This window comes from Haliscomenobacter sp., assembly GCF_965225875.1.
Classification (GTDB): Bacteria; Bacteroidota; Bacteroidia; order Chitinophagales; family Saprospiraceae; genus Haliscomenobacter.
The window spans coordinates 4,064,691-4,090,964 of the sequence record NZ_CBDDBS010000002.1; the positions used below are offsets into that span (position 1 = coordinate 4,064,691).

General features: G+C 48.5%; 17 protein-coding genes. 14 read left to right on the forward strand and 3 right to left on the reverse strand.

Annotation, left to right across the window (positions count from 1 at the left end; genetic code table 11):
• Positions 1–158: 158 nt before the first annotated feature.
• The 5 genes from ACO08K_RS18585 to ACO08K_RS18605 all read left to right on the forward strand — a co-directional run bounded on the left by ACO08K_RS18585 (position 159) and on the right by ACO08K_RS18605 (position 11,604).
• Positions 159–884: a superoxide dismutase gene (locus ACO08K_RS18585; protein WP_421797913.1), complete on the forward strand. Its 726-nt coding sequence runs from the start codon at positions 159–161 to the stop codon at positions 882–884.
• Between the two features lie 139 nt (positions 885–1,023).
• Positions 1,024–4,479: a hypothetical protein gene (locus ACO08K_RS18590; protein WP_421797914.1), complete on the forward strand. Its 3,456-nt coding sequence runs from the start codon at positions 1,024–1,026 to the stop codon at positions 4,477–4,479.
• A 141-nt stretch (positions 4,480–4,620) separates the two neighbouring features.
• The gene (locus ACO08K_RS18595; protein ID WP_421797915.1) at positions 4,621–8,742 is read left to right on the forward strand and encodes a hypothetical protein; all 4,122 of its coding nucleotides are present in this window, start codon (positions 4,621–4,623) and stop codon (positions 8,740–8,742) included.
• 219 nt (positions 8,743–8,961) lie between these two features.
• Positions 8,962–9,504, forward strand: coding sequence for a hypothetical protein (locus ACO08K_RS18600; protein WP_421797916.1), 543 nt, complete (start codon positions 8,962–8,964; stop codon positions 9,502–9,504).
• A gap of 126 nt (positions 9,505–9,630) precedes the next feature.
• A complete protein-coding gene (locus tag ACO08K_RS18605; protein WP_421797917.1) occupies positions 9,631–11,604 on the forward strand; it encodes a glycoside hydrolase family 97 protein in 1,974 nt (657 codons plus the stop codon).
• A gap of 115 nt (positions 11,605–11,719) precedes the next feature.
• Here ACO08K_RS18605 and ACO08K_RS18610 read toward each other — a convergent pair whose 3' ends face one another.
• A complete protein-coding gene (locus tag ACO08K_RS18610) occupies positions 11,720–13,279 on the reverse strand; it encodes a sulfatase (protein ID WP_421797918.1) in 1,560 nt (519 codons plus the stop codon).
• 209 nt (positions 13,280–13,488) lie between these two features.
• On the opposite strand from ACO08K_RS18610, the gene ACO08K_RS18615 reads away from it, so the two are divergent.
• The 9 genes from ACO08K_RS18615 to ACO08K_RS18655 all read left to right on the forward strand — a co-directional run bounded on the left by ACO08K_RS18615 (position 13,489) and on the right by ACO08K_RS18655 (position 22,791).
• Positions 13,489–14,541 carry an NAD-dependent epimerase/dehydratase family protein gene (locus ACO08K_RS18615; RefSeq protein ID WP_421797919.1) on the forward strand — a complete coding sequence of 351 codons (1,053 nt, stop codon included), beginning with the start codon at positions 13,489–13,491 and terminating at the stop codon, positions 14,539–14,541.
• A 137-nt stretch (positions 14,542–14,678) separates the two neighbouring features.
• The gene (locus ACO08K_RS18620) at positions 14,679–14,858 is read left to right on the forward strand and encodes an SDR family NAD(P)-dependent oxidoreductase (protein WP_421797920.1); all 180 of its coding nucleotides are present in this window, start codon (positions 14,679–14,681) and stop codon (positions 14,856–14,858) included.
• A 130-nt stretch (positions 14,859–14,988) separates the two neighbouring features.
• On the forward strand, positions 14,989–15,864 hold the full coding sequence (locus tag ACO08K_RS18625; protein ID WP_421797921.1) for an SDR family oxidoreductase: 876 nt from the start codon (positions 14,989–14,991) through the stop codon (positions 15,862–15,864).
• A gap of 15 nt (positions 15,865–15,879) precedes the next feature.
• The gene (locus tag ACO08K_RS18630) at positions 15,880–16,800 is read left to right on the forward strand and encodes a helix-turn-helix domain-containing protein (RefSeq protein WP_421797922.1); all 921 of its coding nucleotides are present in this window, start codon (positions 15,880–15,882) and stop codon (positions 16,798–16,800) included.
• 129 nt (positions 16,801–16,929) lie between these two features.
• Positions 16,930–17,511 (forward strand): hypothetical protein, encoded by a 582-nt coding sequence (locus ACO08K_RS18635; RefSeq protein ID WP_421797923.1) that lies wholly within the window; start codon positions 16,930–16,932, stop codon positions 17,509–17,511.
• A 14-nt stretch (positions 17,512–17,525) separates the two neighbouring features.
• Complete coding sequence (locus ACO08K_RS18640) at positions 17,526–18,035, forward strand: hypothetical protein (RefSeq protein WP_421797924.1); 510 nt, start codon at positions 17,526–17,528, stop codon at positions 18,033–18,035.
• A gap of 123 nt (positions 18,036–18,158) precedes the next feature.
• Positions 18,159–19,043, forward strand: coding sequence for a tetratricopeptide repeat protein (locus ACO08K_RS18645; RefSeq protein ID WP_421797925.1), 885 nt, complete (start codon positions 18,159–18,161; stop codon positions 19,041–19,043).
• 121 nt (positions 19,044–19,164) lie between these two features.
• A complete protein-coding gene (locus ACO08K_RS18650; protein ID WP_421797926.1) occupies positions 19,165–21,168 on the forward strand; it encodes a M1 family metallopeptidase in 2,004 nt (667 codons plus the stop codon).
• 357 nt (positions 21,169–21,525) lie between these two features.
• Positions 21,526–22,791, forward strand: coding sequence for a serine hydrolase domain-containing protein (locus ACO08K_RS18655; protein ID WP_421797927.1), 1,266 nt, complete (start codon positions 21,526–21,528; stop codon positions 22,789–22,791).
• A 125-nt stretch (positions 22,792–22,916) separates the two neighbouring features.
• Here ACO08K_RS18655 and ACO08K_RS18660 read toward each other — a convergent pair whose 3' ends face one another.
• Positions 22,917–25,634 carry a M56 family metallopeptidase gene (locus ACO08K_RS18660; RefSeq protein WP_421797928.1) on the reverse strand — a complete coding sequence of 906 codons (2,718 nt, stop codon included), beginning with the start codon at positions 25,632–25,634 and terminating at the stop codon, positions 22,917–22,919.
• A gap of 145 nt (positions 25,635–25,779) precedes the next feature.
• A complete protein-coding gene (locus ACO08K_RS18665; RefSeq protein WP_421797929.1) occupies positions 25,780–26,166 on the reverse strand; it encodes a BlaI/MecI/CopY family transcriptional regulator in 387 nt (128 codons plus the stop codon).
• Between the last annotated feature and the right edge of the window lie 108 nt (positions 26,167–26,274).

A 26,274-nucleotide genomic window follows, 5' to 3' on the forward strand; every position in this document is an offset into this window, starting at 1 on the left:
TTTTTATTTTATACCACTAAGACACTAAGGCACAAAGACATTAAGCGCAAAAATGTTGCCTCTTCGTGTCTTTGTGCCTTAGTGTCTTCGTGGTGAAAAATCCCTCCGCAGGCGGCTGCTAAATAGTTACAATTTTTCATTCTTTAAAATCAACTGTTGTGGATCGAAGTACTTTTCTCAAAAACACAGCCATTCTGGGCACGGCTTCGCTGCTGCCAAACAATTCCGTTTTTGCCAACAATGTCAGCGAAAATGGAATCGACAAACTGGTGGATGCCGATGGCAATTTTGCCCTGCAAGCCCTGCCCTACAAAGAAACTTTCCTCGAACCCTACATGGATGAAGAAACGGTGCACCTCCACTACACCTTTCACCACGGCGGCGCAGTAAAAGGAGCCAACAAAGACCTACAAATGATCCGTAAGGCCCTGGATGAAAACAACGTGGAGACTGTGGATTATTGGACCAAAAAATTGTCTTATCACTTATCCTCGCACATCCTGCACACCATCTTTTGGACGAATTTGACCAATAAAAAAACCGAGCCAGGAGGGGAGTTACTGAAAAAAATTGAACGCGATTTTGGCTCTTACGACAAATTAAAACTACTCATTTCCAAAACCTCCAAAGACGTGGACGGCAATGGTTGGGGCATCCTGGGCTATCTTCCCTATACCGATAAACTCACAGTTTTGCAATGCGAAAACCACGAAAAATTGACCCAATGGGGCGTCATTCCACTGTTGGTGATTGATGTGTGGGAACATTCCTATTACCTGAAATACCGCAACAAACGCGCCGATTTTGTGGACAACCTCTTTAGTATTTTGAATTGGGACAATGTGGCGCAGCGATACAACACAGGGTTGAAGTTGATAAAATAAGGGAATTCCAGGCTGTTGTTGGGCTAAGTGGCTGGGACTGCAATAATTAAAAGCACTGAATTTATGCTTTTTCAAAACCCTTGATTATATTTGTTTGTCCCTCCCCCTTTTCCATCAACCCATTGGAAACCAATTTGGCATGAACTCCATGGTCCCAAACACCGAACCCGAGGTCGGGGATGAACTCCCTTTGGCTTCCCGCCGCGCTTTTTTGAGCTGGTTAGCATTAATCGGGGTGAGCTTACCGGTAAGTTCCTTGTTGGCTGACCCGAGCACGGCCCTGTTTTTTTCTGAAGATGACCTCCCGCCAATCGATGGGCAGGTCAACCTCAGCATCTTCCGACCGCAGGATTTGCTGCACCTGAAAATGTCTTTCCTCAATTTTAAAAAAGGCACTGGCAACCAGTTGGAACGCAGCGGGGGTGATGCTTTTTTGGCCGTCTTTTTCCAACCACAAAGTATTGCCGAGCAGGCTTTCGATCAACTTGAAACCAGACAATACCCTGCCGCGGCCTTTTTATCTGGCCCCAGCCGCCTGGTCTTCAAAATCCCCGCCAATATTACTACCATTTCGCTAACCGCAGAAAAAATACTCGACTGGAGCAAGTACGAGTTGGTGGTGAATGGCCGGGCTTTGGCAGCCAACAAGTTCATCCTCTCTGGAGCTCACTTCAATACCGGGCAAGTCCGCCCCAATGCCAACCTCAACGCCAACAACCTCACCCTGAACACTCGAGCCAACAAGGTATTGAGCAATTACCAGCAAAGCCAAAATCTGAGCTCCGCCAAACTGCGCACCCAGCGGCAGAATGAAACCTACCGCCTGGCCAGCGAAGAGCAATTGGAAGATTTGATCAAAGAAACCTTCAAAAATACCCCCAGCAGTGTCAATCCCCGTTCCATTCGGATGGGGGAGCCCGATCAAAATGAAACCGCCATCGAATTGCCCTGGCGGGTCATTTTGTCGCCAAACCAGTTTGCAGGTTTTGCCCACGACCACAAACTGCGCCTCTTTGCCGAATTTGTCAATGCCAACAAGGGCAAACCCACCCAGTTTGAAGTGTACGAAATGTGGCATACCCGCCTGGGTATGCGTACCGCCAAAGGCATCGACGAAAGTGAGGCTGCGCGAAAAATCCTGACTCTGCGCGCCATCTGGGCCTATGGCATCAATGAAGATTACAGCAAATTGCCGAGTGCTGACCCCAATTTTAAAACTGCCCTCTCGAACGACGATCGCCACCAGATTGTGCACAAAAGCAGCAATTGGAATATCCCCAATTATACGCCACAATCCATTGAAGTCAATCGACTGATGTTGAGTGCGCTGGGCGGCTGGCTCGACAGCAATTTCACCCCGCCCTCCTACGCTGCGCTTAACCTGATCAAATGGTCGCACTTGGCTACCATGGGCCGCGATCACTACGTGGAGGTAGTCAAGGAAGGCTATGTATTGCCTTTTGGACACCGCGCCGCTTATGTGAAAATTACAGAAAGGAAAACGGATTCCGGCTTTGCGCTCAACCGCACCCGCGAGTTTGTGATCATTTCCGAGGCAGAGAAAAAATACCCGGGCGATACCTTTATGGCCTTCCCTTTCCGCCAGATTCGCATCCATACCCTGATCACGCCGAATATGGATCAGCCCGTCAAGGCCTTTGAAAAATCAGTAACGGCCGACAAGTCCAACTTTGCGATTGCAGTCGGCGGCAAAGGCTTTCCTTTCAAAATGAGTGGAGTGGACCCGGAAGGGCGGGAGATCGATTTTGAACTCCCCCTGGTATTTGTAGGGACCAACGTGGTTGGCAAAGCCAATAAAAGCACCCTCGACAAACTCCTCCAGCAATACAACGCCTATGCTTTTATACAAAGTCAGGGCGTGCAGCCAAGTACCCGGGCTGGGATTCGAGGTCAAAAAATGGCCATTGCCAGTAGCCTGGTACCGGGAGATACCAGTTTTGAAGTAGACCAGATCCAGTTTGGCGTGCAGTATCTGGAAAGTAGCCCCACGGGTTTTTACCCCAAGATCAGCAGTATTGACCTGCACGAGCCCGCTTACGAATCCCTTACGGGTAAAAAAGAGACCGTAACGGTGCAACTGGTGGACGATACCCAGGAAAGCAACAAAGGCCAGGTATTTGCCAAAGCCAACAGCTCGATCAACCTGGATTTTGCCGGGAATGCCGACAAAGCCGGAGGCGCCTTGGTGCCCAATTTTCAACTCACGGGTTTGTCCAAAATTCAGGGCGCGGTAGGTGGTGATTTGAACGAAATCCAAAACCTGAATTTTAACCCAGCCAATTTTTTTAAGCCAAACGGGCAAGCCGAAGCCAAGTTGTTTGGGGTAGTGCCCCTCTCTGGCTTGATGAAAAAAATGAATCTGAATGTAGAAGGCTATGTGTCCGACATCAAAACTGCCGTCAGCAAAGTTGAAGATGCACGAGCGAAACTGGAACAGGCCAAGGAAAGTGGCGGGGCAGCATTGGAAACGGCCAAAAATGCCCTGAGCGCCGAAAGCGCCGCCTTGCAGGACAAAATGAGCAAATACGCGGCCAAAATGCCCGTGTTTAAAAACGTGGAATTGCCCGACAAGGTGGTGACCCAAATGCTTTGGAATGGCGAAACCGAGCCAGAATACAAACTCGCAGGTGGTTTGCTTACCTTAAAATCAAACACGCCGACCGAAACCATCAAAATCAATACGGCCATCAGCCGCCCGCGCAATGGGGCTGCGCCTACTTTTACTACCAGCTCTTCAATCAACAATTTCAATGTCTTGCTTGCGGGCATCATTCAGGTCAATTTTAAAAAGGTCGGTTTTTCGGTCAATAGCCAGGCCAAAACCGACATCAGTGTGGACATGCAAGCGGAACCCATGAGTTTCCTGGGGCCACTTTCTTTCCTCAACGACCTGAAAAACCTCATTCCTGCTGATGGTTTCAGCGATCCACCCTTCCTGGACGTGACGAGTGGCGGGGTAAAAACCGGGTATACCCTCGCCGTGCCCGACCTTTCGCTGGGCGCTTTTATGTTGCGCAACATCAGCCTGGGTGCCATGGTGAATTTGCCTTTTACAGGTTCACCGATGAGTCTGCGTTTCAATTTTTGTGAACGACACCAGCCCTTTACCCTCACGGTTTCGGCTTTGGGTGGTGGTGGATTTTTTGGGCTGGAGCTAGACTTAAAAGGCCTGCGCTCCCTGGAAGCTGCCCTGGAATTTGGTGCTGCCGTGGCCCTCAACCTGGGCGTAGCCAGTGGTGCCGTATCGGTCATGGCGGGCATTTATTTCAAAATGACCATCGACAATGGCAACTCCGTCACCAGTCTTACGGGTTATGTGCGCATCAATGGAGCTTTGAGCGTGCTGGGTTTGATCACGGTCTCGGTGATGTTCTATCTGGGTCTCGAATACAATGTCAGCACGGGCAAAGCCTGGGGTGAAGCAATTTTGATGGTAAAAGTGGAAGTCCTGTTCTTCTCCAAAACCGTCTCCTTGACCACCCGCCGCGAATTCGCTGGATCGGGGGCTGACCCCACCTTCGGCATGATGGTTAGCAAGGATGACTGGAATAACTACTGGGATGCGTTTGGATGAAGTTGAGAAGTTGAGGGTTGAGAAGTTTAGGCTACCGCGAGCGACTTGGACAAGGACATTGTCAAAATCGCTGCGGTAGCCCAAACTTCTCAACTCCTCAACTCCTCAACTAATTTTCTTTAACTCTTCATCACTCTTCATATGCCTCAGCAATTCATTTTCACCGCCCTGCCCTGGAAAAACCCCAAAACCGGGCAAATGATGATCTCCGCTCACGTCAGTATTCAATTGAGCTCGACGACGGAGACAACCCTGCAAAGTTTCCCCGACCTCCTCAAATGGCCCCGCCTGATGGAGCAAGGGCGTTTTACCCTATATTTCAACGATGACAAACAATACAAGGTCGATCTGGAGGTAAAACTCGATCGCGACAACTACGAGCAATTGTTCAATTCGGGGATAAAAGTCCGTTCCTACCAGCCTGAAGACCTGGGTAAACTCACCCTCAATTCTTTTCCAGAAAAACACATCGCGAGTTTTGTTCAAGACCTCTACAAAAAGGTGGGTAACCAAAAAGTACAAACTCTGCCCGATGAAAACTTCCTGAGCAGCGAAGTCAAAGAACTAAGCGACATCAGCGAGTACGAACTGGTGATGGATTTTCAAAAAAAGCGCCCTCCGTACAGCGAAGCCGATTTTGTCCAATACCGCCCCACCGGGCAATCGCGCATCAAAAGGCAATTGTCGGTGTACAAAGCCATGCCTTTTTCGCCTACCCCCAATCCCCAAACCGATTTTGCCCAAGTCCGCATTTTTAACGATGCCAGCAACAAAAAAAACATCAGGGGACAACTGCCGGAAATCAGAAGACCCGATTTTGAATACCACGACATCCTGGCGGTTTTATCCTCCCATCCCGATTTGTTGCGGCGCTTTGGGCTGGTGATCGATTTGGTGGTGCCGGAAAAAGCGTTGAAAGATATACCCAGTACGGGTTTTGTACGCGTGGCGCCCGAAAGGATGAACTTCAACTCCGACACCAAAATTTCCTGTCCTGCAACGGCTTATCAATTGACTCCCGCTGGTTTTTACGCCCAATCCCGCCCCGAAAGCAGTATTGATAAGGGTTGCCTCAAAATCAACAGCGCCGATTTTGCCATTGTACAAATCGACGCCAACGGCGCAGCCCTGAAACTGGCCCAACAAATGGACAACCTCATGCAACTCAAGGGCAAGCAGGCGCTGAACTTTTACAACGGCAACAACTACAGTGGATCGGTCAAAATAAGTCCGCAAAACCTGCTCGACTACGAAAATGAAAAGCCGCGCGAAGCGGGGTTACCAGCCCTGCGCAGCGCTGGACTGGCCGTAGTGCGCAATGGACTGGCCGCCCAACTCAACAAAAAATGGGTCAATGCTTATGCCTTTAGCGAAAAATTTTTGAAAACTGCGCCCGAAACCAAAGAGTTTAAAGCCGATAAAACGGTGTTCGTCCTGCCTGCTGTGCCCACCAATCTGCTTTATGCCGACGACCTGGTGCAAGGCTACCGCATGGACATTCAGGCGGGCGGAAAATGGTACTCCCTGCACCGCCGCCTCGACGAATACGTGCTCGACCCCGAGGGCAAAAACATCCGTTTGAAAGACAATGTGGAGGACGAAGGTTTTATCCAGTTGTCGGTCACCCAGGATACGCAAGACAAAACCCAGTTGCGTGTAGGTGAAGTGCTGGCGCGCTGGGAGGGTTGGAGCCTCTCGGTACCCCGCCCCGGCAAAGCCTTGAACAACCCTCGCCCCGGAACCAGTGAGGTAGACGATTCCACCAAGGACAAGTATCTTTTGCCCAAAGATTTTAAAAATTTCCGTCTGCAAATCAAAAGCAATTTGGTCAAAGGCACCTTGCCCAAGCTGCGTTTTGGCAACAAATACCGCATCAAAATCCGCACCGTGGACCTCGCAGGCAACAGCCTCAGCCACGAGCAAACCCCGGAGAACCCTGGCCTTACCATCAGTCCTGAAATCACTTACCAACGCTTCGACTCGCTACCCACCCCGGCACTAGTTCTGGGCAACGAACAACGCGATGGGGAATCGATGGAGCGGATGGTGGTGCGCAGCAACGGCAATGTCAGTGCCGTGGATTACGAGCGCAACAACCTCATCACAAAGGAACTCCCGGGAGCTTATCCGCCCTACTCCGAGCGGCACATCAAGGCGCCCCGGGCAGCCCAATTGTTGGTTGAACAGCACGGTCTGTTTGACAAACCCATGAGTGAACCCAGCCGGCGTCAGGATGTATGGAACTGGATCGACAAAAAAGACCAGGAATTCAATAACCCCAGTGATTTTACCAAAGTTTCGCGCAGTTTCATCGCCCTGAAAGAGCGGGAAGCCAGCAATCTGGAGCTGGAGTACATCGCCGACCCGATGGCGATGGGCATCGTATTTTGCCTCGACCCAGAATCGCCGCGCCGCAACCTGACCGACAGCTGGACGCGGGGCAAACCACATTTTTTCAGTTTTTACCAAAAAGGCGAAATCAGTGATCCTGCCACCTTGCCCGCACTGACTTACGAGCAATGGCAAACGCCCAAATCCCTGCGTATCCGCCTGGAAGAAAACACGGGCAACGCCATCAAAGCGCCGGTATGGGACGATGAGCGCCGCATCCTCACGGTGTATTTGCCCAAGGGTGAAATGGCCGTGCTCCGCTATGCCAGCTTTTGGCGACCTGCGGATTTGCAGGGCCTTTCGGGGGTGTTCGCCATGCTCAACGACGGCAATCCCGCTGCACCGGCCCGTGATTTTGCGCTAAAAAGCCTGCACTGGATGGTCTCGCCCTGGCGGCGGATTACGCTGGTGCATGCGCTGCAACAACCTTTGACCGCACCGAGTATTGTAAAAAAGGGCACTGTAGAAATTGAAGCTGTACGCAAATACGGCGACACCACCGCCGCCCTGCGCTTTCAACTCAAAACGAATGCTGCCAGCACCGAAAAGGTGGCCTTGATCGCAGGCTGGAATGAATACGTAGATGACCTTTCAGAAGTCAAAGCCAACATCAAGCCCAGCAGTGCCGATGTACAATCCCTGCTGATTGGCTACAACGACGATACCTCGGATTGGGGCAGCGGGCAAAATGGCCGCCAGGTGATCCAGGCTTTTCAGGATACCAAACACCGCAAGGTTCGCTACACAACCATTGCGACTACGCGCTATCGGGAATATTTTACCGTCCTGGCTCAACAAAAGAAGGATTTTCCGCTGGTCACCAAAGGGGGCGTTACGCAGGAAGTAAGCATTTTGAGCACGGCACGCCCGGCGGTTCCACTGGTAGAATACGTGATCCCGAGCTTCAACTGGCTGAAATCCAGCAGTCCGGGCAAAAGTGAAACCCATATCCGCACGGCCAATGTGCAGGTGTACCTCAAGCGGCCCTGGTTCAGCAGTGGGGAGGAGGAAATGCTGGGCGTTGTGCTGGCGCCCAACAACAATGCTGGGTACGAGCCCTACGCGACGCTCTGGGGGCAGGATCCGATTTATGTGGCCAATGGTTTGAACAACCAGCAATTTCCGACGCCGGATTTGAACACTTTCCCCCTGGCAGCGGCGTATGAAAAGTCGCTGACTTTGGCGGAAGTGGAAACGGTGCGGGTAGCTACGGCGGCCTACCAACCCTTGTTCGACGAAGAGCGGCAGTTGTACTACGCCAACGTGCCAATCGCTACGGGTAAAGCCTATTTCCCTTTTGTCAAACTGGCCCTGACCCGTTACCAAAAGAACTCGCTACGCATCGACAACAAGGATTGTTGCCTGAGTGGGGTGGTGCATACGGATTGGATCCAGTTGCCAGCGCCGCGTACGGTGGTGTTGAACTATTCGGGTGGGCCTGCGGCAAAAAATAAGTTTTCCATTGGGGTAGCTGGCCCAGTTCCGGTAGCGATCTCCATGCCGCTACTGGATACGGGCAATAAAAACCCGATGATCCGCTCGCGCATCCGCATTGCGGTGGAAACGCCAACGATTCCGAAAACGGACGAGGCCTTCATCAGCATCTTGCGGGAAACGACGACCCTGTGGGTGAAGGAGTTTGACATCGATCGGAATTTCATCGTGGATGGGCAAATGGCCTTCAACACTGGTGTAGAGATTCCTGATGAGTACAAAAGTAAGCCCTTCCGGGTGATTGTGGAGGAGTATGAATTGGTGGCGAATGATCCGGTACGGGAGAGTGGTTTTGCGCCAGGGGTGGAGAATAAAAGTGTGACGATGGGGGAAAGATTGGTGTTTTTGGATGTGTTTGAGGTGAATGGTGTGGTGTGAGCCAATAATCCAAAAATGCTAAAGTCAAGGACATCGGGCTTTAGCAACCAGCGGCTATTCAAGCCCTCCGAGTAAAAAGTCGGGTAGGATGGTGGCAATTCGAATGTGTTGCTTTTGCCACTGGACGGTTCAGTCCAGGTTGTGCCCTTGGGCCAATCCGGGTGTTCCAAATAGGTGTTGATTTTTTCCCTAAACCCCCTATATTTACACAAAAAACCAATGGAGGCCAGCGAAAAAACCACCAATCCTGCCGCAGAACCGGAAAAGAAAAAACACAGCCTCAAACAAGCCTTAAAAGACATTAGTACGGCTGGGGGGCTTGCCGTGTTTGTCATCACGACACTCACCTCATTTTCCTTGCCGGGTATCTTGTCTACGGTGTTGCAAGGCGATTTTAGTTTGGATGCTGAGGGCATCACCTTGATTTACAAAATGATCCGCCTGACCGCGCCGCTTACCCTGGGTTTGGTAATTGTCGTCCTGGCGCTGATGCGCGAGTGGGTGAGCGAAGTGTGGAGCACCTCTCTATTGTTGAGTCTGGTATTGATTGCTACTACGCTGTTGTTGCGCGAAGACGGGCAATCAATCATCTCGGTGGCCTGGGCACGCACCACGGGTAATGCGGTTTTTTACTTCCCACTACAATTGCTGCTGGAGTACTTCCGCATTTATTTCTGGATACCGTTTGTTTCTTCCTTCATTATCGCGTTTTTCATCAGTTGGGCGATCAGTAGGTTGATTGAAGTGAGGTCCTGGGAATGAAGTTCGATAACCTACTAAGGTGGTTCTTCGGTGTCCTAGGTTACTTAGGTGGTGAAGAAGAAGACATTATTTCACCACCTAAGTAACTTAAGGCACTGATGATACACCTAAGGCAATAACTCAATTATGCGCCTTTACCTACTCTACATTATCCTATTTCTAGGGGTTCAAGTCCATGGCCAGAGTTTCCGCCTCAGCTCACCCAACGGCCAGCTCGAACTGGAAATTGGGATAGGTTCCACCCTGCACTACCAGGTAAAATACCAGCAGCGCAGTATTCTGGACTCTTGCACCCTTAGTTTACAATTGCTCAATGGCCAGCAATTGGGGATTCGGGCCAAATTGCAAAAAGAAACCCGCCGCAGCGTACGGGATACCATTCGCCCAATCGTGCCCGAAAAACGCGCCCTGATTCCCGAGCAGTACGAGGAACTTAGTCTGGATTTTCAGGGCAATTACAGTCTCCACTTTCGGGTGTACAACGATGGCCTGGCTTACCGTTTTGCCACCCGCTTTAAAGACAGCATTACCATTCAAAACGAGGTGGCCGAAGTGCGGGTACCAGGCTCCAGCACCCTGTATTACCCCAGTGTATGGCCACGCAGCGATGCCGACATTTACCATACCAGTTTTGAAGCGCCATACAAATTTGTGCGGCTCGATACCATGCCGAAGGCAGATTTGGCTTTTTCGCCAGTGCTGCTCATGCCTCAAACTGGGCCCAAAATCCTGCTGACCGAATCGGACCTCTTGGGTTATCCGGGCATGTTTTTACAAAAAGGCAGCGGAAACAGTTTGCGCGGCGTATTTGCCCCTTACCCTGCAACAATCAAGGTTACGGAAGGAGAATTCCCGCAGCAGATCGTGACGGAGCGCGAAAACTGGATCGCGCGTTGTGCGGGTACCCGAACTTACCCCTGGCGGGTACTTGTGGTGGCGCCCAATGATGCCGATCTGGTGCAAAGCGACTTGGTGTACCGTTTGGCCAGCCCCAATCGGCTCGTGGATACGGATTGGATTCGGCCTGGCACCAGCACCGAGGAGTGGATCATTGGTAGCAATTTGTACAATGTGCCTTTTGAAGCGGGCATCAATACAAATACGTACAAGTACTACATCGATTTTGCCGCCCGTTTTGGCCTGGAATATGTGATGCTCGACGCGGGTTGGAGCGACGTCAAAGACCTGTTCAAGATCAGCCCGGGAATGAACCTGGATACCATTGCTGATTACGCCCGCAAAAAAAACGTAAGCCTGATCCTGTGGACCCTTTCCATGACCCTGGATCGGCAACTGGACAGTGCCATGCGGCAGTTTCAGCGCTGGGGGGTACGTTGCATCATGACCGATTTTATGGATCGCGACGATCAGTTTATGGTCAATTTTTATGAACGCATTGCGGAAGCAACGGCCAGGTACAAGATCATGGTGATGTTTCATGGGGCTTACAAACCTGCGGGCATGCAACGCACTTATCCGCACCTGATCACCCGTGAGGGGGTGCTGGGCTCAGAGTTCAACATCTGGAGCGAAACTGTGACGCCCGATCACGACCTGCTCTTGCCCTTTATCCGCCAGCCGAGTGGGCCCATGGACTATGAGCCGGGAGGCCTGGACAATGCGTCCAAAAAGACCTTTCGACCCATTGCCGAAAAAGTAATGACTCAGGGCACTCGGGCGCATCAGCTGGCGCTGTTTTTGGTGTACGAAAGCCCCCTGCAAATGTTCAGCGGCAACCCCTCGTCAGCCTGGCTGGAACCAGAATACATGGAACTGTTGGGCAGCTTCCCGACTACCTGGCACGAAACCCGGGTTTTGCAGGCTCAATTGGGCGATCATTTGGTCCTGGCCCGTCGCCACGGCAATCGTTGGTACCTGGCAGCCATCAATGATTGGACGCCTTATGAAACTACAGTCAAACTGGATTTTTTGCCCCAGGGGAAAACCTATCGGGCTACCATTTGTGCGGATGGGGTGAATGCACACCGCTTTGGATCGGATTACGTGTTGCGGGAATTGGAGAGGAAGGTGAAGGCTGGGGACACCTTGCCAATTAAACTGGCGCCGGGAGGAGGCTGGGTGATGGTGTTGGAGGAATAAAACTGTCGGGTGGTATGAACTCATATAAACCCATTTTGACTGAACTCATTTGGCTGGTCATTTCCTTTCCCTTGCCCGCTCAGGCAAATTTGATTGATGAGGAGCAAAAGGATTTTCATTTTTGAGCTTTAAATGCCGCAGCATTCATTTTTCCCTCATCCCGAATATTGATCCACATTTTCGTCATAATGGGGATCAGCTTTTTTAAAAGCCGGGGATGCTGATCGGCAATGTCAAACTGCTGCCCCGGGTCTTTTGCGATGTTGTACAATTCAAATTTTTCCGGCTGGGACTGATACATCCAGTTTAGCAGGCTTACTGAATCGGTTTTAGGCGGCATCCGGCCAATTAGGGTATACTCCCGATACCGCATGGACATATCCGGCATTTTTGGATACATATCCTCATTCAACTGGAGGGGCCAGATTACCGACCTGTTTTTGTCTTGATGCCGATTCAATAAGGTTGGCCAAATATTTTTACCATCAATAGCCCGATCATCAGGTTGTTTGATGCCTGCAATAGCACAGATCGTTGAAAAAAAGTCGGTTCCATTCACCAGTTTGTCGCTCACAATGCCCGCCGGAATTTTACCTGGCCAACGTACAATACCGGGCACCCGATGACCACCTTCGTAAGTAAACCTTTTCATGCCCCGCAACAAGCCTGGCGTTCCGAAACATTGGTCTCTGATGGTATCCTTCCACAGGCCTCTCGATTCATCAAAATTTACGGGCGATTCAGGGCCATTGTCACTGGTGAAAATCACCAGGGTGTTGTCGCTTAATCCATTGGCATCCAGGAATTTCATTAATTGGCCAAAGGCATGATCGAGTTGGGTTACCGTGCCGTAATATTTGTCTTTGTGTTTTGTTATGCCAGTAGGTCTTGGCACCCCGCCATATTTGATGGTTTTCTCCAAGGAATCCACTGCTGCGTTCCGGTAGGGGGCGCTGTATTCCTCCGGCGGATCAATCGGGGTATGGGGTTCATGGGGGCAAATTTCCAGAAAAAAAGGCTGGTCTTTTTTCTGAAGGCCGATCCAATCGCAAGCTTCTTTAACAATTATATCACAATAAGAGCCGCTTACTGCGCCAAGTGGAACGCCATTTCTTACCAATTTCTTGACATTTCTGGGGCCTTCAAACGCATTGAGTGAAGTGGCCAACCAATGATCAAATCCTTGCTCACCAGGGGAGGGTTGACTGTTTTGGCTGTTGGCTTTTCCGCTGGTGTTGATTTGGGACAAATGCCATTTACCCATAAAGCAGGTTGAGTATCCTACGGGTTTGAGCAGTTCGGGTAAGGTGATTTCCCGCCCCTGCAAATAACAGTTAAAACTTCCCAGGATGTCATAAAAACCACTTCTATACGGATTTCGCCCCGTCAACAGAGCCGCCCTGGAAGGAGAACAAACGGTCGCAGCTGAATGACAATCGGTTAAACGAACGCCCTCGGTGGCAAAGCGATCTATATTTGGGGTCTTGATAATTGGATTGCCGTAACACCCCAGGTCTCCATAGCCAAGATCGTCAACCAGGAAAATGATTATATTTGGCTTGTCCGAAGGAGAAGTTGCATGTGCCGATGTTGAAAAAGATTGAATAAAAAAGAGACCTGGAAACATTGACCAGAAAAAAATGGACAGGAATGCTTTTTGGATGGAGTGTGGCATTGCAAGAAATTTTCTGGTGAAGATTGGTGGAACTTTAAAGATAAAAATGTTCAAAACAAACTAAAATTTCGGTCAATTTACCCTGATTATAAGCATTTTATAGCAATTTTGGTAAATTTATTTTATCTTTAATTGCTGACAGCAACGCCAAGCTTAAGTCCTATCCCAAACCTGGATATTTAATTTGCAACCTCCTCAAATCAAATCCAATGGGCAAAAACATCCTGGTAACCGGGGCCAATGGCCATTTAGGTGTAAACACCGTTCGGGCGCTATTAAACAAGGGGCATAACGTAACAGCTTTTGTCCGAAAAACCTCCAACCTAAGCGGCCTGAAAGGCCTCCCCCTGGCCTATAAATATGGCGACATTCAGGATGTAGCTGCACTCAAGGAAGCTGTAAAAGGTTGCGACATCATTATTCACCATGCGGCAGTGTATAAACTTTGGGGCAAAACTGTTGCTGAAATTATGGAACCGGCCATTGAGGGAACCAGAAACCTGTTTTCAGCAGCAACAAATGCAGGAATCGAAAAGGTCATTTATACCAGTTCGACTACTGCGGTAGGGGTATCCACCAGTCCAGAGCAGTTTCTGAGCGAAAAAGACTGGAACAAAAGTGAAATGGTTCCCTACTACCTTGCCAAAACCAAAGCCGAGGAATTGGCATGGGAGCTTTCGAGCAAATACAATATTCCCATGCTGGTATTTTGCCCAAGCGGGATATTGGGGAGATACGACTACAATATCACCCCCACCAGCAGGCAAATTCTTGATATGTTGAGGGGCCGGGGCCTAACCGTTAAAGGCGTGTTCTCCTTTATAGATGCCCGTGATGCCGGAGAAATTTATGCTTTAGCAGTAGAAAAAGGGTACATCGGTCAAAGGTACATCCTCAGTAATACCGGAATAAAAATGCAGGACGTTGGTAAATTGGTACAAGCTTTATCTGGTAAACTGGTACCCCATCTTCCTTTTCCACGCTTCGTCAATATTTCCTCAGCCATGATGATGGAGCTGGTGGCAAAATTAACCGGATGGGACCCACTATTTACCGCAGGGGTTGCCCGGGAATTGAGTCACCGCTATGCGCAATATGACAATTCCAAAACCTTGAAAGATTTCGATTACAAACTTTACACTATGGAAGAAACCATGCAGGATACCATCCGCTGGTTTTCATTTATCAAAAAAATAAAACTCAAGGATGGTTTGAAGGAGCAATTTCAGCCGGAAGCAGCCTGGTTGGAGAGTAGCCGATAATTACCAGTTCCATTTGGTCCGAACAAATTAGGCCGCCACAGCAACCACATCTTCCCTTTTGACTACAAGCTTCCGACTTTCGGCTACGCGGGTTTTCTGATTGCAGTTGAACTTTGCAGCAACAAAATTCAACGACCATGCATTTAGAAAACAACACCATTTTGATCACGGGCGGAACGAGCGGCTTTGGCTTTGAGTTTGCATCCAAATTGATCGCACTTGGCAACACGGTAATCATCACGGGCAGAAATGCTCAGAAATTGCAGGAAACCAAACAGAAACTTCCAGCAGTACACATCATTCAGAGCGATGTCTAAAAAACAAAAGTCCAGTAGTATGAACTGTTACTCCTTTTGCTGAGGATGGTTTTGGCTACAGGAAACATCGATTTGGACACGCCCCCTGCTTAAAACCTTAAGAACTTTGTGCCAACAAAATAATCTAACAATGAAAGTATTTGTAACCGGTGCATCGGGTTTTATTGGTTCAGCCGTGGTGCAGGAGTTGATCAAAGCAGGGCATGAAGTAACAGGTTTGGCGCGTTCGGAAGCTTCGGCCGAAGCCATTCGTCAGGCAGGAGCTGAAGTGCTGCTGGGCAGCCTGGAAGATCTGGATGTACTCAAACAAGGTGCCTCAGCGGCTGATGGGGTTATTCACACGGCATTCATTCACAATTTTAATGAATACGCCAAAGCCGCCGAGGTAGACAAAACGGCCATCAATGCCCTGGGCGAGGCCTTGGCAGGAACAGATAAGCCACTCGTGGTGACCGCCGGAATCCTGGGATTGCCGCTGATAAATGGAGTTGTTACAGAGGAAAGCCTTTCCCCAGGTATGCCCCGAGGATCGGAAGCCGTTGCAATGGCTCTTGCTGAGAAGGGAATAAAGGCCTCCGTGGTTCGTTTGCCGCCCTCCGTACACGACAAAGGTGACCAGGGTTTTGTTCCATTCATCATCCAGCTGGCCAGAACAAAAGGAGTATCCGCCTATCCCGGCACTGGTAGTAACCGTTGGCCTGCCGTTCATCGTTTGGATGCTGCCAGGTTGTATCGGCTGGCTTTGGAGAAAGCCGAAAAAGGAGCCTTGTACAATGCCATTGGTGATGGGGGTGTTCCTGTAAAAACCATCGCTGAATTAATTTCGGAAAAATTTAACTTGCCAGTAAAAGCAGTTGAAGGTGAAGAGGTGGCAAAGCATTTTGAATGGATGAGCAGATTCATCGGGTTTGACAGCCCTGCCTCTGGTTTGAAAACTCAGGAACTACTGGGCTGGCAGCCGGAGCAGATTGGTTTGTTGGAAGATGTAGCAGAAAATTATTTTTAAAGAAAATTAAGTTCAATGGAAGCAAAAAGACCACTCCACCTGAAATCCATCAGCGCATTTCACAAACTCCGGGGCCTGCCTGCTCCTGAGCACCCGCTCATCAGTGTGATAGACTATTCAAAAATGAAAATAGGGGACGCGGATGAGAGCCAGGGGCTCCTGTTTGATTTTTACCTGATTTCGGTAAAAAAAGGCTTACCCATCAAATTGAAATACGGTCAGCAAACTTATGATCACGACGAAGGGGTGATGTCTTTTATAGCTCCGCACCAGCTGCTGAAAATAGAAAAACTAGCGGGTTCCTCTGCGGTGCGTTCGGGATGGATGTTGCTCATCCATCCCGATTTTATGTGGAACACCCCCCTGGCCAAAAACATCAGGCAATACGATTACTTTGGCTATGCGGTAAATGAAGCCTTGTTTTTGTCGGAAAAAGAAGAAGCATCCCTCAACCACATCATCAACAGCATCAAGGAAGAATACCAAAACAACATTGATAAATTCAGCCAAAACATCATCATCGCCCAAATTGAAACCTTGCTGAATTATGCTGAACGTTTTTATCAGCGCCAATTTATCACCCGAAAAAAATCAAGCCACCAGTTGCTGGAAAAAATGGAAATTTTGCTGGAAGGCTATTTCAGCAACGAGGAGCTGATGTCCAGAGGTTTGCCTACGGTACAATGGGTTTCTGAACACTTGAATGTTTCGGCGGGCTACCTCGGTTCCTTGCTCAAATCGCTGACGGGTATGAACACCCAGCAGCACATCCATGAAAAGCTCATCGAAAAAGCCAAGGCAATGCTTTCTACTTCTACTCTTTCGGTGAGTGAAATCGCCTATGAACTGGGTTTTGAACATTCCCAGTCATTCAGCAAGTTCTTTAAGAAAAAAACCAGTGTTTCGCCTTTGGAATTCAGGCAGTCGTTTAATTGAGGGATTAATGAAGAGGGGGTGTCGAAGTGGTAAATAAATCCACTGCTGCACTGCTTTTGCTGCATTAACCTTAGCTGCAATAATGAACCTTTTTCTCCGTTAGGAAAAAATCAACATCTATCAATTTCAATGAAAAGCACCTCGTTTAAATCCCTGATTCTCCTGTTTTTATTGTATTTTTCCTTTGCCCATTGCTATGCACAGAAAAACCAATCAGCTGGCGGGCATAAAAAGGAAGCCCTCGTCCAAAATCCTAAAAATCCATTCAACAAATTCATTGGGGAATGGACTTTAAAAGATGACAATTGGTCTCAAAATTGGGGCGGAGCGGATGAACACATCAAAATTCCTCATCACCATACCATTTGTCGGCAACTCAATACCGACAACAGCCTGCTTGCAGTAATCGATGGTGTTCCACCTTATGGGCATATTTTTTGGTCCTATAATCCCGTAAAAAAGGAAGTGGATCATTTGTCCAGTTTTGGCACGACCAGAGCAGGTGTAGGTAAAGGAACGGTAAACGAAAATGGCGATGTTTTTTTAAAAATCTCCTTTGCGGACGAAGCTCCAGGAACTTACCGGCTTTATTCTTACAAATGGGTTTCAGCCGATGAATACGAATTAAAATCGGTTCAATACGATGCAAATGACAAGGCCACTGGTTTTTTCTATGGTGGAACATTTGTAAGAATCAAGAGTAAGAAATAATTGGATCATTTGTGATGGCAAAATCATTTAAACCCATTTTGAGCGAACTCCTTTGGTTGGCAATTGCCTTTATTGCGGCTGCGCTTATTTGTTATCTCCTGCTTGATTGGGACGCCCGGGGGGCAATAATAACCCCGCAAAGGTCCGATACCTACATCATCCTTTCGACTACAACAATCGTTCCTCCAGTTTTTCTTCTGGTAGCCTTTTTGCTCTTTTTTATCAAAGAGAATCGCAATAAGTTTAGTAGAAAAATTCCCAATATCCTACTGTTGCTGATTGGTCTTGGTTTAATCACCTTGCTTGCTTTTGTCAATAAATCGCTCGTCATGCTTGGCACCAATTTCGGTTGGACAGCATATCCGCCCTTATCGATGTTACCGGAATCAGGACCGGAATATGCCGAATTAAACCCTTTTGCAGCAAGACTGGCAACTGCGTTGACTGTTTTACAAATCCTGGTGACTGTGGCCTTGCTGTATGTGGTATTTCATTGGGGGCGGGGGATGAAGGAAAGTAACTGACCACGGTTTTGCGACGGTGAATAAAGTTAAAAACGGCTAATGTTTTGGAGCTTTGAAGTGCTTGATTTATTTTCACTAAAATATATACTCCACACTGGCAACTATTCACAACGACTCATTAATATGAAAAATATAATCATTACTATACTTATAATTCTGCCTTTCCATTTGTTTGGACAGACGCCAGATGATACAGTTGGAATAAAACTTTTTAATCGTGGGCTTGAGTTTTACAAGAAAGGTAACCTGGATTCTACCCTTATCATTTGGACAAAAATTGTTGACAATAAAATAGGTATTCATTCTGATATTTACGGCAACGCATTTTTTAATATTCCCACTATATACTGGCAAATAAAGAATTACGATAAAGCAAGAGACTGGTACAGGAAAATACTTGCCTCTGATTTAAAGGATAATGATGAAACAGGCTCGTTAATGGATCCTCATACCAATTACAAGCACAAAGCAGCAGTAGCACTTGCAGGACTGTATCAACTAGATTCAAATTATACTGAAGTCTTACAATGGTTGGAAAAAGCAGACACGCTATATCGTTATTGGGGATTTGAGGGTAGCGCATCGAATGTGAGTAAAAGACAAGCGTATCTATTAGCATGGAAGGCTGAGGTATTGCAAAATTTAAACAAACCTGAAGAGGCAATCAGATTGATCATAACAGAATTGATTTGTTCGGATAAGCTTGAAAATTTTTTTAAAGCCTCTGAGGATGTTTTAATAAAACTCGTTGATAAAACGCCGTTTAAACCTAAATTTGACAACGCAATCAACCAGTTAGAAATAAAAAAATTGGATAATGGAAATTGGGTTGCCTCCTTTTCGTTGGATAGACTAGTTTATAACATTCCAATAAGCAATGTTTATCCAGACAAAAACCTTCCCCATTATTGGACAATCTATTTCATTGATAAAAACTCAATACCTGACAAACAGAACATCATTAATTACATTCAGAATCGAAATTTTTATAAACGATTGATAAAATGAATAGCAAAGAATGAGGCCTTATCAACCAATACAAAAAAGCCACCTCGATAATGGTGCCCCCTCCCATTCCCAACAATTATCCCTAAATTAGCCCTCAAATCTCCTTAACCACAAACGAACCATGCTCAAACAAATTACCCTTCTAACCCTGCTGATTGGCACCACAACTCTATCAGCGCAACAAAATATCCCCCTCCGCAAAACCCTCGAAACGCCAACCCGCTCCATCCGGCTCGACGTGCCGATGACCAATTCGATTCGCAAAGCCTTTGAAGCGGGCACACGCGACTTTTCGGGCAAACCGGGGCCAAATTACTGGCAGTTGGAAGCCGACTATACCATTCAGGCCAGCCTTGATCCTGCAACCCAAACCATCACGGGCTCAGAAAAAATCAGCCTGCACAACAACAGCAAGGACGATCTAAAAACGGTTGTGTTGCGCCTCGATCACAACATCTTTCGCCCCGAAGCCCAGCGTGGTGCATCCGTACCTGCAGAGGCCACGGAGGGTATGGTGCTGACCAGTTTGAAAGTAGCAGGTCAGGCTGCAGACCTCAAGGCGGCAACTGGTATGGGGCGCCCCGGTGGTGGCAGCAGCGCTTCCAAAGTGAGCATCTTTGGCCTTACCCAGACGATCGCCACCATCAACCTCGTCGATCCGATCAAAGCTGGAACCACCGCTGAATTAGAAATAGAATGGCACACCAAATTGCCCGGTGGTCCCAATGGGCGCGGACACCGGATGACCCAGCGATTTGACAGTAGATTGTTCCAACCCACCCAATGGTACCCGCGTCTGGCCAAATACGACGATTTGCGTGGTTGGGAAACCAGCCCTTACCTGGGGCCTTCCGAGTTTTACAACAACTTTGGCAAATTTGATGTGCGCATCACCGTACCCGGCGGCTGGATTGTCAGTGGTACCGGCTTGTTGCAAAACCCCAATGAGGTATTGACCGCCACCGCCAGGCAACGTTTGGCCACCGTACTCAACTCTGATGAGGAGGTAATGATTGTAGGTGAAAAGGAGAAAGGCCCCGGTCAGGCTACCGCTCCAGGCGACAAATTGACCTGGCATTTTCTGGCCGACAAGGTGAATGATTTTGCCTGGGCGACGGCGGATAGCTTTATGTGGAAAGCCACCCGCGCCAACATTCCGGGCAAAGGCCCGGTCCCCATCCATATGTTTTACTTGCCCGATAGGGCCCGGTTTTTTGAAAGAGCGGGCAAGGTGACCCGCCACGCCCTGGAGTTTTATTCCAAATTGTGGGCGCCCTATCCATTCCCACAATTGACCCTGCAGGATGGCCCCAGTGCGGGCATGGAATACCCCATGGTCATCAACTCGAATCAGGGTGCCGCCGATCATGAAACCGCCCACCAGTGGTGGCCAATGATGCTGGGCACCAATGAAACCCGTTATGGCTGGATGGACGAGGGCTTCAACCAATACATGAATATCCTCTCGGGTGCAGATAACCAAAACAAGCCCTACAACCTGGATGGCCTGGGCCAGAGTTATGGCCGGATGAGTGGCAGCGAAAGTGAGGCACCCATGATGTGGAGTGCCAATGATGCGGGAAGTGGCTATGGCTTCCAAACCTACCAAAAAGCGCCCTTGATGCTCTCCATGCTGGGCGGAATTGTAGGTGATGAGGCGGTGATCAATGCCATGAAAAAATACACGGCAACCTGGGTGTACAAACACCCCTCGCCCTGGGATTATATTTTCTTCATGAACAATGAATTGGGGCAAAACCTGGAATGGTTCTGGTACTACTGGCTGTGGACAACGGAGTCGGTGGAAGGATCGATCCAGGAGGTGAAAATGGCTGGCAACAAAACAACGGTAAAGGTTCATCAGGCCGGGGAGATGCCTTCGCCAGTGGTGCTCAAGGTAGAGTTTGAAGCCGAAGGCCCCGCGATTAAGACCTTGCCCAACGCCAAAATGATTGATGCAACTACGGCAGAAGTAACTTGGCCAGTATCGGTTTGGTTTGATGGAAAACGTACGTTTGACGCTGTCATGGACTTTGGTAAACGCAAGATCAAAAAGATTACTTTGGACCCGCATGGCCGTTTCCCGGATGCGAATGTGGGGGATAATGTTTGGCCAAAGAAATAGTTGAGGCTGTCGCGAGCAACTTTAGCTGGTACAAGTCTCCAGACTTGTACCAGTATTTTCGCGTCTCTGACGCACAAGCAATGCGAAAATCTCGAGTAAGTATACACGTCAGAGACGTGTTGATATTGGTACAAGTCTGGAGACTTGTACCAGCACCAGCGCCTAATGATACCACGAGCGACTCGGACAAGGTCATTGTCAAAATCGCTCGCGGTAGCCTAAACCCTCCTCAACCATCTCAAGCTCCCTCAACCTTTTTTTCATCTTTTTCCAAAAATCTGGAACGCTACCTCATGGCCCGCACACATTCAGGTGTAACAACAATTTAATCCTTTACACCTAGAATCTTTTAACACCATGAAACAGTCCATTTTTTTCACAGCAGTAAAATCATTTTTCGCCACTGCGGTACTGCTGATTGCCTTCCAGGCCCAAGCCCAACAATTGCCCGGCGGCTTGACCCCTCAGCAAGTAAACGCCCACATCATTGATCCCGTTGAACTGCGCGGCGTAAGTACCGACGGTGAAGAACAAGAGCGGGTTATGCCTTTTGTATTCCGCCCAAGAATCCAGTTCAACACTGCTCCTAAACTCAATGTAAATGCATTTGGGCAAGAGCTCCACGCCAAGATCAAAGACCATGTAACTGGTTATGCAATGCAATTGCGCCAGAACGGCGCTCCAGCGTACACCTTGATCTGGAACTGGGCTCAAACTCCAGCCGATGCCAGCCAAGGCTGGAAACTCGATACCCGGATGCACGTAGCCAGTGTGAGCAAGTACATCACCGCCGTTGCAATGGTGAAATTGTTGGACTCTAAAGGGATTTCCCTTGATGCCAAGATCATCAACTATTTGCCTGCACATTGGGTGAAAGGCCCTAAAGTGAACCTGGTGTCTTTCCGGCAGTTGTTGAACCATACTTCTGGTTTTGCTTCCAACTCTTCTGCTTCCAACTACAACTTCATGAAGCAAATGGTCGCTGCGGGTGCACCTAGCAACGGCTCTTACGACTACGAAAACATGAACTTCGGCCTGTGTCGCCTCTTGTTGGCTGTAATCAACGGCAATATTCCTCAAAACTTCAATGTCGGCCCAATTACCGATCAAGTGTGGGACGCGGTGGGGATCAACGCTTACAAATCTTATTGCCAAACCCATATCTTCAATCCTGCTGGAGTACCCAACGCAAGCTTTGTTCCTTTGGCTGGCTTCAAAAATGCCCTGGCGTACAAATTCCCACACAACAATGAAGATGGCTGGAACTCTGGCGATCTGGCTAGTATGGCCGGTGGTGCAGCCTGGAGGCTTTCGGTTGATGATTTGTTGAAAGTGATGGATCACGTACGCCGCAGAAACACAATTATTCCTGCTGCTCGTGCGCAACAAATGTTGGATCAGAAGCTCGGTATTGACCAAGCTATTGACACCCCTGCGGGTAGAATCTACAACAAAAATGGTAGCTGGAGCAGCGGTGGTCGTTCTGAAAAGAGTGTAATCTACTACTTCCCCAACGGTATGGAACTGGTATTGTTGGTCAACTCCAAAATCAGCGTAGACGATTGGTCTTTGCGCGGCATCGTAAAGGACTTGTTCCTGGATAACCTGCAAGGGGGGAACTAACAAAGTTGAGGAAGGTTGAGAAAGGTTGAGGCTACCGCGAGCGATTTTGACAATGTCCTTGTCCAAGTCGCTCGCGGTAGCCTCAACCTTTCTCAACCTCTCTCAACTTTCTCAACCGCTCTTATCTACTTTTCATCCTTTCCATTGGCGATGCCGTGGATTTTCATTTTTACATAGTCATCCAAATCCAGGTCTTTAAAGCCCTTGTCGCGCATTTTTTGGATGTATTCCGGAGTAACTCCGTGGATTTTCAGATTGACCGCTTCATCCAGGTCAAAAGATTTGAAGCCCATGCCCTGCAAGGATTTGACAAAATCGGGGCTTACGCCATGAATTTTCAGGTTGATCAAATCACCAGCGGAAATGTCTTTGAAACCCAGCGCGCTGTACTCTTGCGCAGCTTTAGGATTTACCCCATGGATTTTCAACTCCACCAATTTGCTCGCTGAAATGTCTTTAAAGCCAGCATCGGTGAATTGCCGCAGGTAATCGGCACTTACGCCATGGATTTTGAATTCAACCGCTTTGCTGAAAGACAAATCCTTGTAAGCGGTTTTATAAGCCTTGACCAGCTCGGAGCTTAAGCCATGAATTTTTGCCTCAATGGCTTGCTCGAAAGAAAGATCACTGTATCCAGCCTCCTTCAAGTCTTTCATGTAAGCGCCATTCAGGCCATGAATTTTGGCTTGCACCACTTCCTGCGGATCCAAGTTGCTAAAACCAGCGTCTTTCAAAGATTGGATGTACGCGTCATCCACACCATGAATGCTGTAGTTGCGCATGTCATCCATGCTCATTTGGCCATTGGCGCTTTTTTGGATTTTTTCGATTCGATCAGGATTCAGGCCGTGGATTTTGGAGCTGACCAACTCATCGGCAGACATTATTTTGCCACCATTGGCCTGAGCCATTCGCTTCGCATAATCAGCATTGACGCCGTGAATTTTGAACTCAACAATTTTCTCCATGGGCAGATTGGTATAACCCGCATCTTTCAAATCCTTGATGTAATCTGCGGAAACGCCATGAATTTTGGCTTCCAATACTTCGTCAAGATCCAGGTTTTTGAAGCCCAGATCGGTCAAGCCCTGCATGTATTTAGGACCAGCACCGTGAATTTTCAGTTCTACCAGTTTGCTTAAACTCACCTGACCATATCCCGCTTTTTTGAAGGCATCGAAATATCCTGCCAGCGTTTCTTTGTCCAGACCATGAATGGCCATTTCTACCAGTTTGGAGCCCGACACGGAAGTGTAGCCGTTTTGCCCCAAATAGGCGATGTAATCTTTGTTGACATTGGCCATAAAGAGATGCAACATGTCGTCTTCGTCAACACCCGTCACTTTTTGTTGATCGAGGTATTGCTTGAACTCGGCGCTTTGTACAAATTCAAACTTGCCGTACCCTTCGTTGCCTTCAAATTTGCCTTTAAAGTTGATCACCCCAGCCTCTCTCTTGAGGTTGAAATCAGACTCGGTGGTGGGCAATGCTGAAAACTCTTTTTTATCAAAATAGCGGGAGGTGTTCCAATTGGAATGTTCAGTTTTGGATTGCAGGTTGACATACACCCTTTCTCCTTTTATTTCGGCATTCCAGAAACCATTCCGGGCCATAAAGGCATTGTTGTTGGTTTCAATGATGTAATAGGGTTCATCTTGGGTTTCAACCAAACCTGCCTTGATGTGGGTGTAGGTGTTGTGGGCAAAATTTTTGATCCATCCCATGCCGACGAGGGTTCCGGCAATGAGGACGACGGTGAGCATTTTTTCCATTGTGTTAGTCGTTGGTGATTTAATGTGTAAAATGCGCTGCAAACGCAGCATAAATTGGCTTTTGTGTTGTCCGGCGAAGGCCAGGGCGGGCGACATGGGCATGTACCCCATTTCCTGGACGGTAACCAGTGCCTGCGCGTAAGTAAGTGCATCGCCCGTGAGTTGGATGGCCATTTCATCGCTGGCGCTTTCCCGTTCGGTACGGATTTGGGCCGAAATCCACCATACTCCGGGATGGAAATAAAACAGGGTTTCGACCACGCTCTGTAGCACATTCAACAGGTGATCGTGCCTCAGGATATGCGACAATTCGTGGGCCAGAATGGCTTCCACTTCAGCCGCAGGGAGCCGATTGATCATCCCCAAAGGGAAAAGGATAACCGGTTTGAGGTAACCTACTACCTGAGGAGTGCGCACCAGGGCGGATTCAACCAGGGTTACGGTTTTGTCCAATCCAATTTTTCTGATCATATCATCCAGCAGGTCCAGCCAATATTCATCCGCTGGGAAATTCATCCGCCCTTTCAGGTAATACACATAACTGATGCTGCTGAGCATGCGCAGCAGGAAAATGGCCACGCCCAGGATCCATAAGCCTACAATCAGCGGCAAATTTTGGTTGAAATAAGCTTGAATGCTTTGCCAGTTAAAGGCAAAAGATCCTTCTTCAGCAGGAAAACCAGGAGCAAATGCCTGATCAGGTGGAGCTAGCTCTGTTGCAAGTTCTTCTGCCAACTGGACATCAAGGTTTTCCAAACCTTCGAGTTGTTCCAACAGCGCGGTGTTGATCTGTTCCTGAGGGGCTTGCATTTCGATTCGAGCTAAAGCCAGTTCGACACTGCTCGCGGATGTTGATTGGGTGTACACATAAAAAGTAAAGCCTGCGGCCAGAACCACCGCAAAAAGCCCAAAGTTAGCGGCCAGGTAACGGTCTTTGGCACTGTGGTGGCGTAGCGCAATCAAAACCACTCCGGTAATGAGGGCAATCAACATCCCTTGCCACAGGGAATGAAGCACCATCCAACCCAGCGCGTATTCGAGCTGGCGGTCAAAAAGGGAAAAGGCTAACATAGGTGGAGAGTTTGAGGTCAGTTGAGAAAGGTTGAGGAGTTGAGAAGTTGAGGAGTTGAGGCTGCCGCGAGCGATTTTGACAATGACCTTGTCCAAGTCGCTCGCGGCAGCCTCAACTCCTCAACTTCTCAACCTCTCAACTAACTCAACCCTTCCTTTGCATTTTTTCTATCAGTCGTTTGATTTCTTCCAATTCTTCAGGTGTCGCAGAGCCATCGCCGAGTGCACGCATCACCAGTCGGGAGGTGGAGCCTCCGAAGGCCAGGTCGCGCAGACCATTGACCACCTGGGTTTGTACTTTTTCGGGATTTTCTGCCGGGCGGTATACGTGGCTGCGGTCGTTGGTATCGCGCTTCAATAGTCCTTTAGTCTCCATGATTTGCATCAACTTCAGGGTTGAGGAATAATTGACCTCACGCTGTTCGTTGAGATGTTCATTAACGGTACGTACGGTAGATGGGCCGTATTGCCAAAGCACGTGGAGAATCTCCAGTTCGGATTTGGTCGGATTGGCCTGTTCGTTATTTTGCATGCTTGTATTTTTGGTAACAGAATACCTAGGAAAAAAATCCTAGTGCAATGTCTAGGAAATTTTTCGTACGACAAAATTCCTAGATGTTTTTTTTTGATTTTTTTTCAT

Coding starts and splice junctions, on each gene's coding strand:
- ACO08K_RS18625 (WP_421797921.1), top strand. CDS start 14,989: ATGAAAGTATTTGTAACCGGTGCATCGGGTTTTATTGGTTCAGCCGTG.
- ACO08K_RS18635 (WP_421797923.1), top strand. CDS start 16,930: ATGAAAAGCACCTCGTTTAAATCCCTGATTCTCCTGTTTTTATTGTAT.
- ACO08K_RS18660 (WP_421797928.1), bottom strand. CDS start 25,634: ATGTTAGCCTTTTCCCTTTTTGACCGCCAGCTCGAATACGCGCTGGGT.
- ACO08K_RS18595 (WP_421797915.1), top strand. CDS start 4,621: ATGCCTCAGCAATTCATTTTCACCGCCCTGCCCTGGAAAAACCCCAAA.
- ACO08K_RS18640 (WP_421797924.1), top strand. CDS start 17,526: ATGGCAAAATCATTTAAACCCATTTTGAGCGAACTCCTTTGGTTGGCA.
- ACO08K_RS18665 (WP_421797929.1), bottom strand. CDS start 26,166: ATGCAAAATAACGAACAGGCCAATCCGACCAAATCCGAACTGGAGATT.
- ACO08K_RS18605 (WP_421797917.1), top strand. CDS start 9,631: ATGCGCCTTTACCTACTCTACATTATCCTATTTCTAGGGGTTCAAGTC.
- ACO08K_RS18650 (WP_421797926.1), top strand. CDS start 19,165: ATGCTCAAACAAATTACCCTTCTAACCCTGCTGATTGGCACCACAACT.
- ACO08K_RS18600 (WP_421797916.1), top strand. CDS start 8,962: ATGGAGGCCAGCGAAAAAACCACCAATCCTGCCGCAGAACCGGAAAAG.
- ACO08K_RS18590 (WP_421797914.1), top strand. CDS start 1,024: ATGAACTCCATGGTCCCAAACACCGAACCCGAGGTCGGGGATGAACTC.
- ACO08K_RS18630 (WP_421797922.1), top strand. CDS start 15,880: ATGGAAGCAAAAAGACCACTCCACCTGAAATCCATCAGCGCATTTCAC.
- ACO08K_RS18655 (WP_421797927.1), top strand. CDS start 21,526: ATGAAACAGTCCATTTTTTTCACAGCAGTAAAATCATTTTTCGCCACT.
- ACO08K_RS18610 (WP_421797918.1), bottom strand. CDS start 13,279: ATGCCACACTCCATCCAAAAAGCATTCCTGTCCATTTTTTTCTGGTCA.
- ACO08K_RS18620 (WP_421797920.1), top strand. CDS start 14,679: ATGCATTTAGAAAACAACACCATTTTGATCACGGGCGGAACGAGCGGC.
- ACO08K_RS18615 (WP_421797919.1), top strand. CDS start 13,489: ATGGGCAAAAACATCCTGGTAACCGGGGCCAATGGCCATTTAGGTGTA.
- ACO08K_RS18645 (WP_421797925.1), top strand. CDS start 18,159: ATGAAAAATATAATCATTACTATACTTATAATTCTGCCTTTCCATTTG.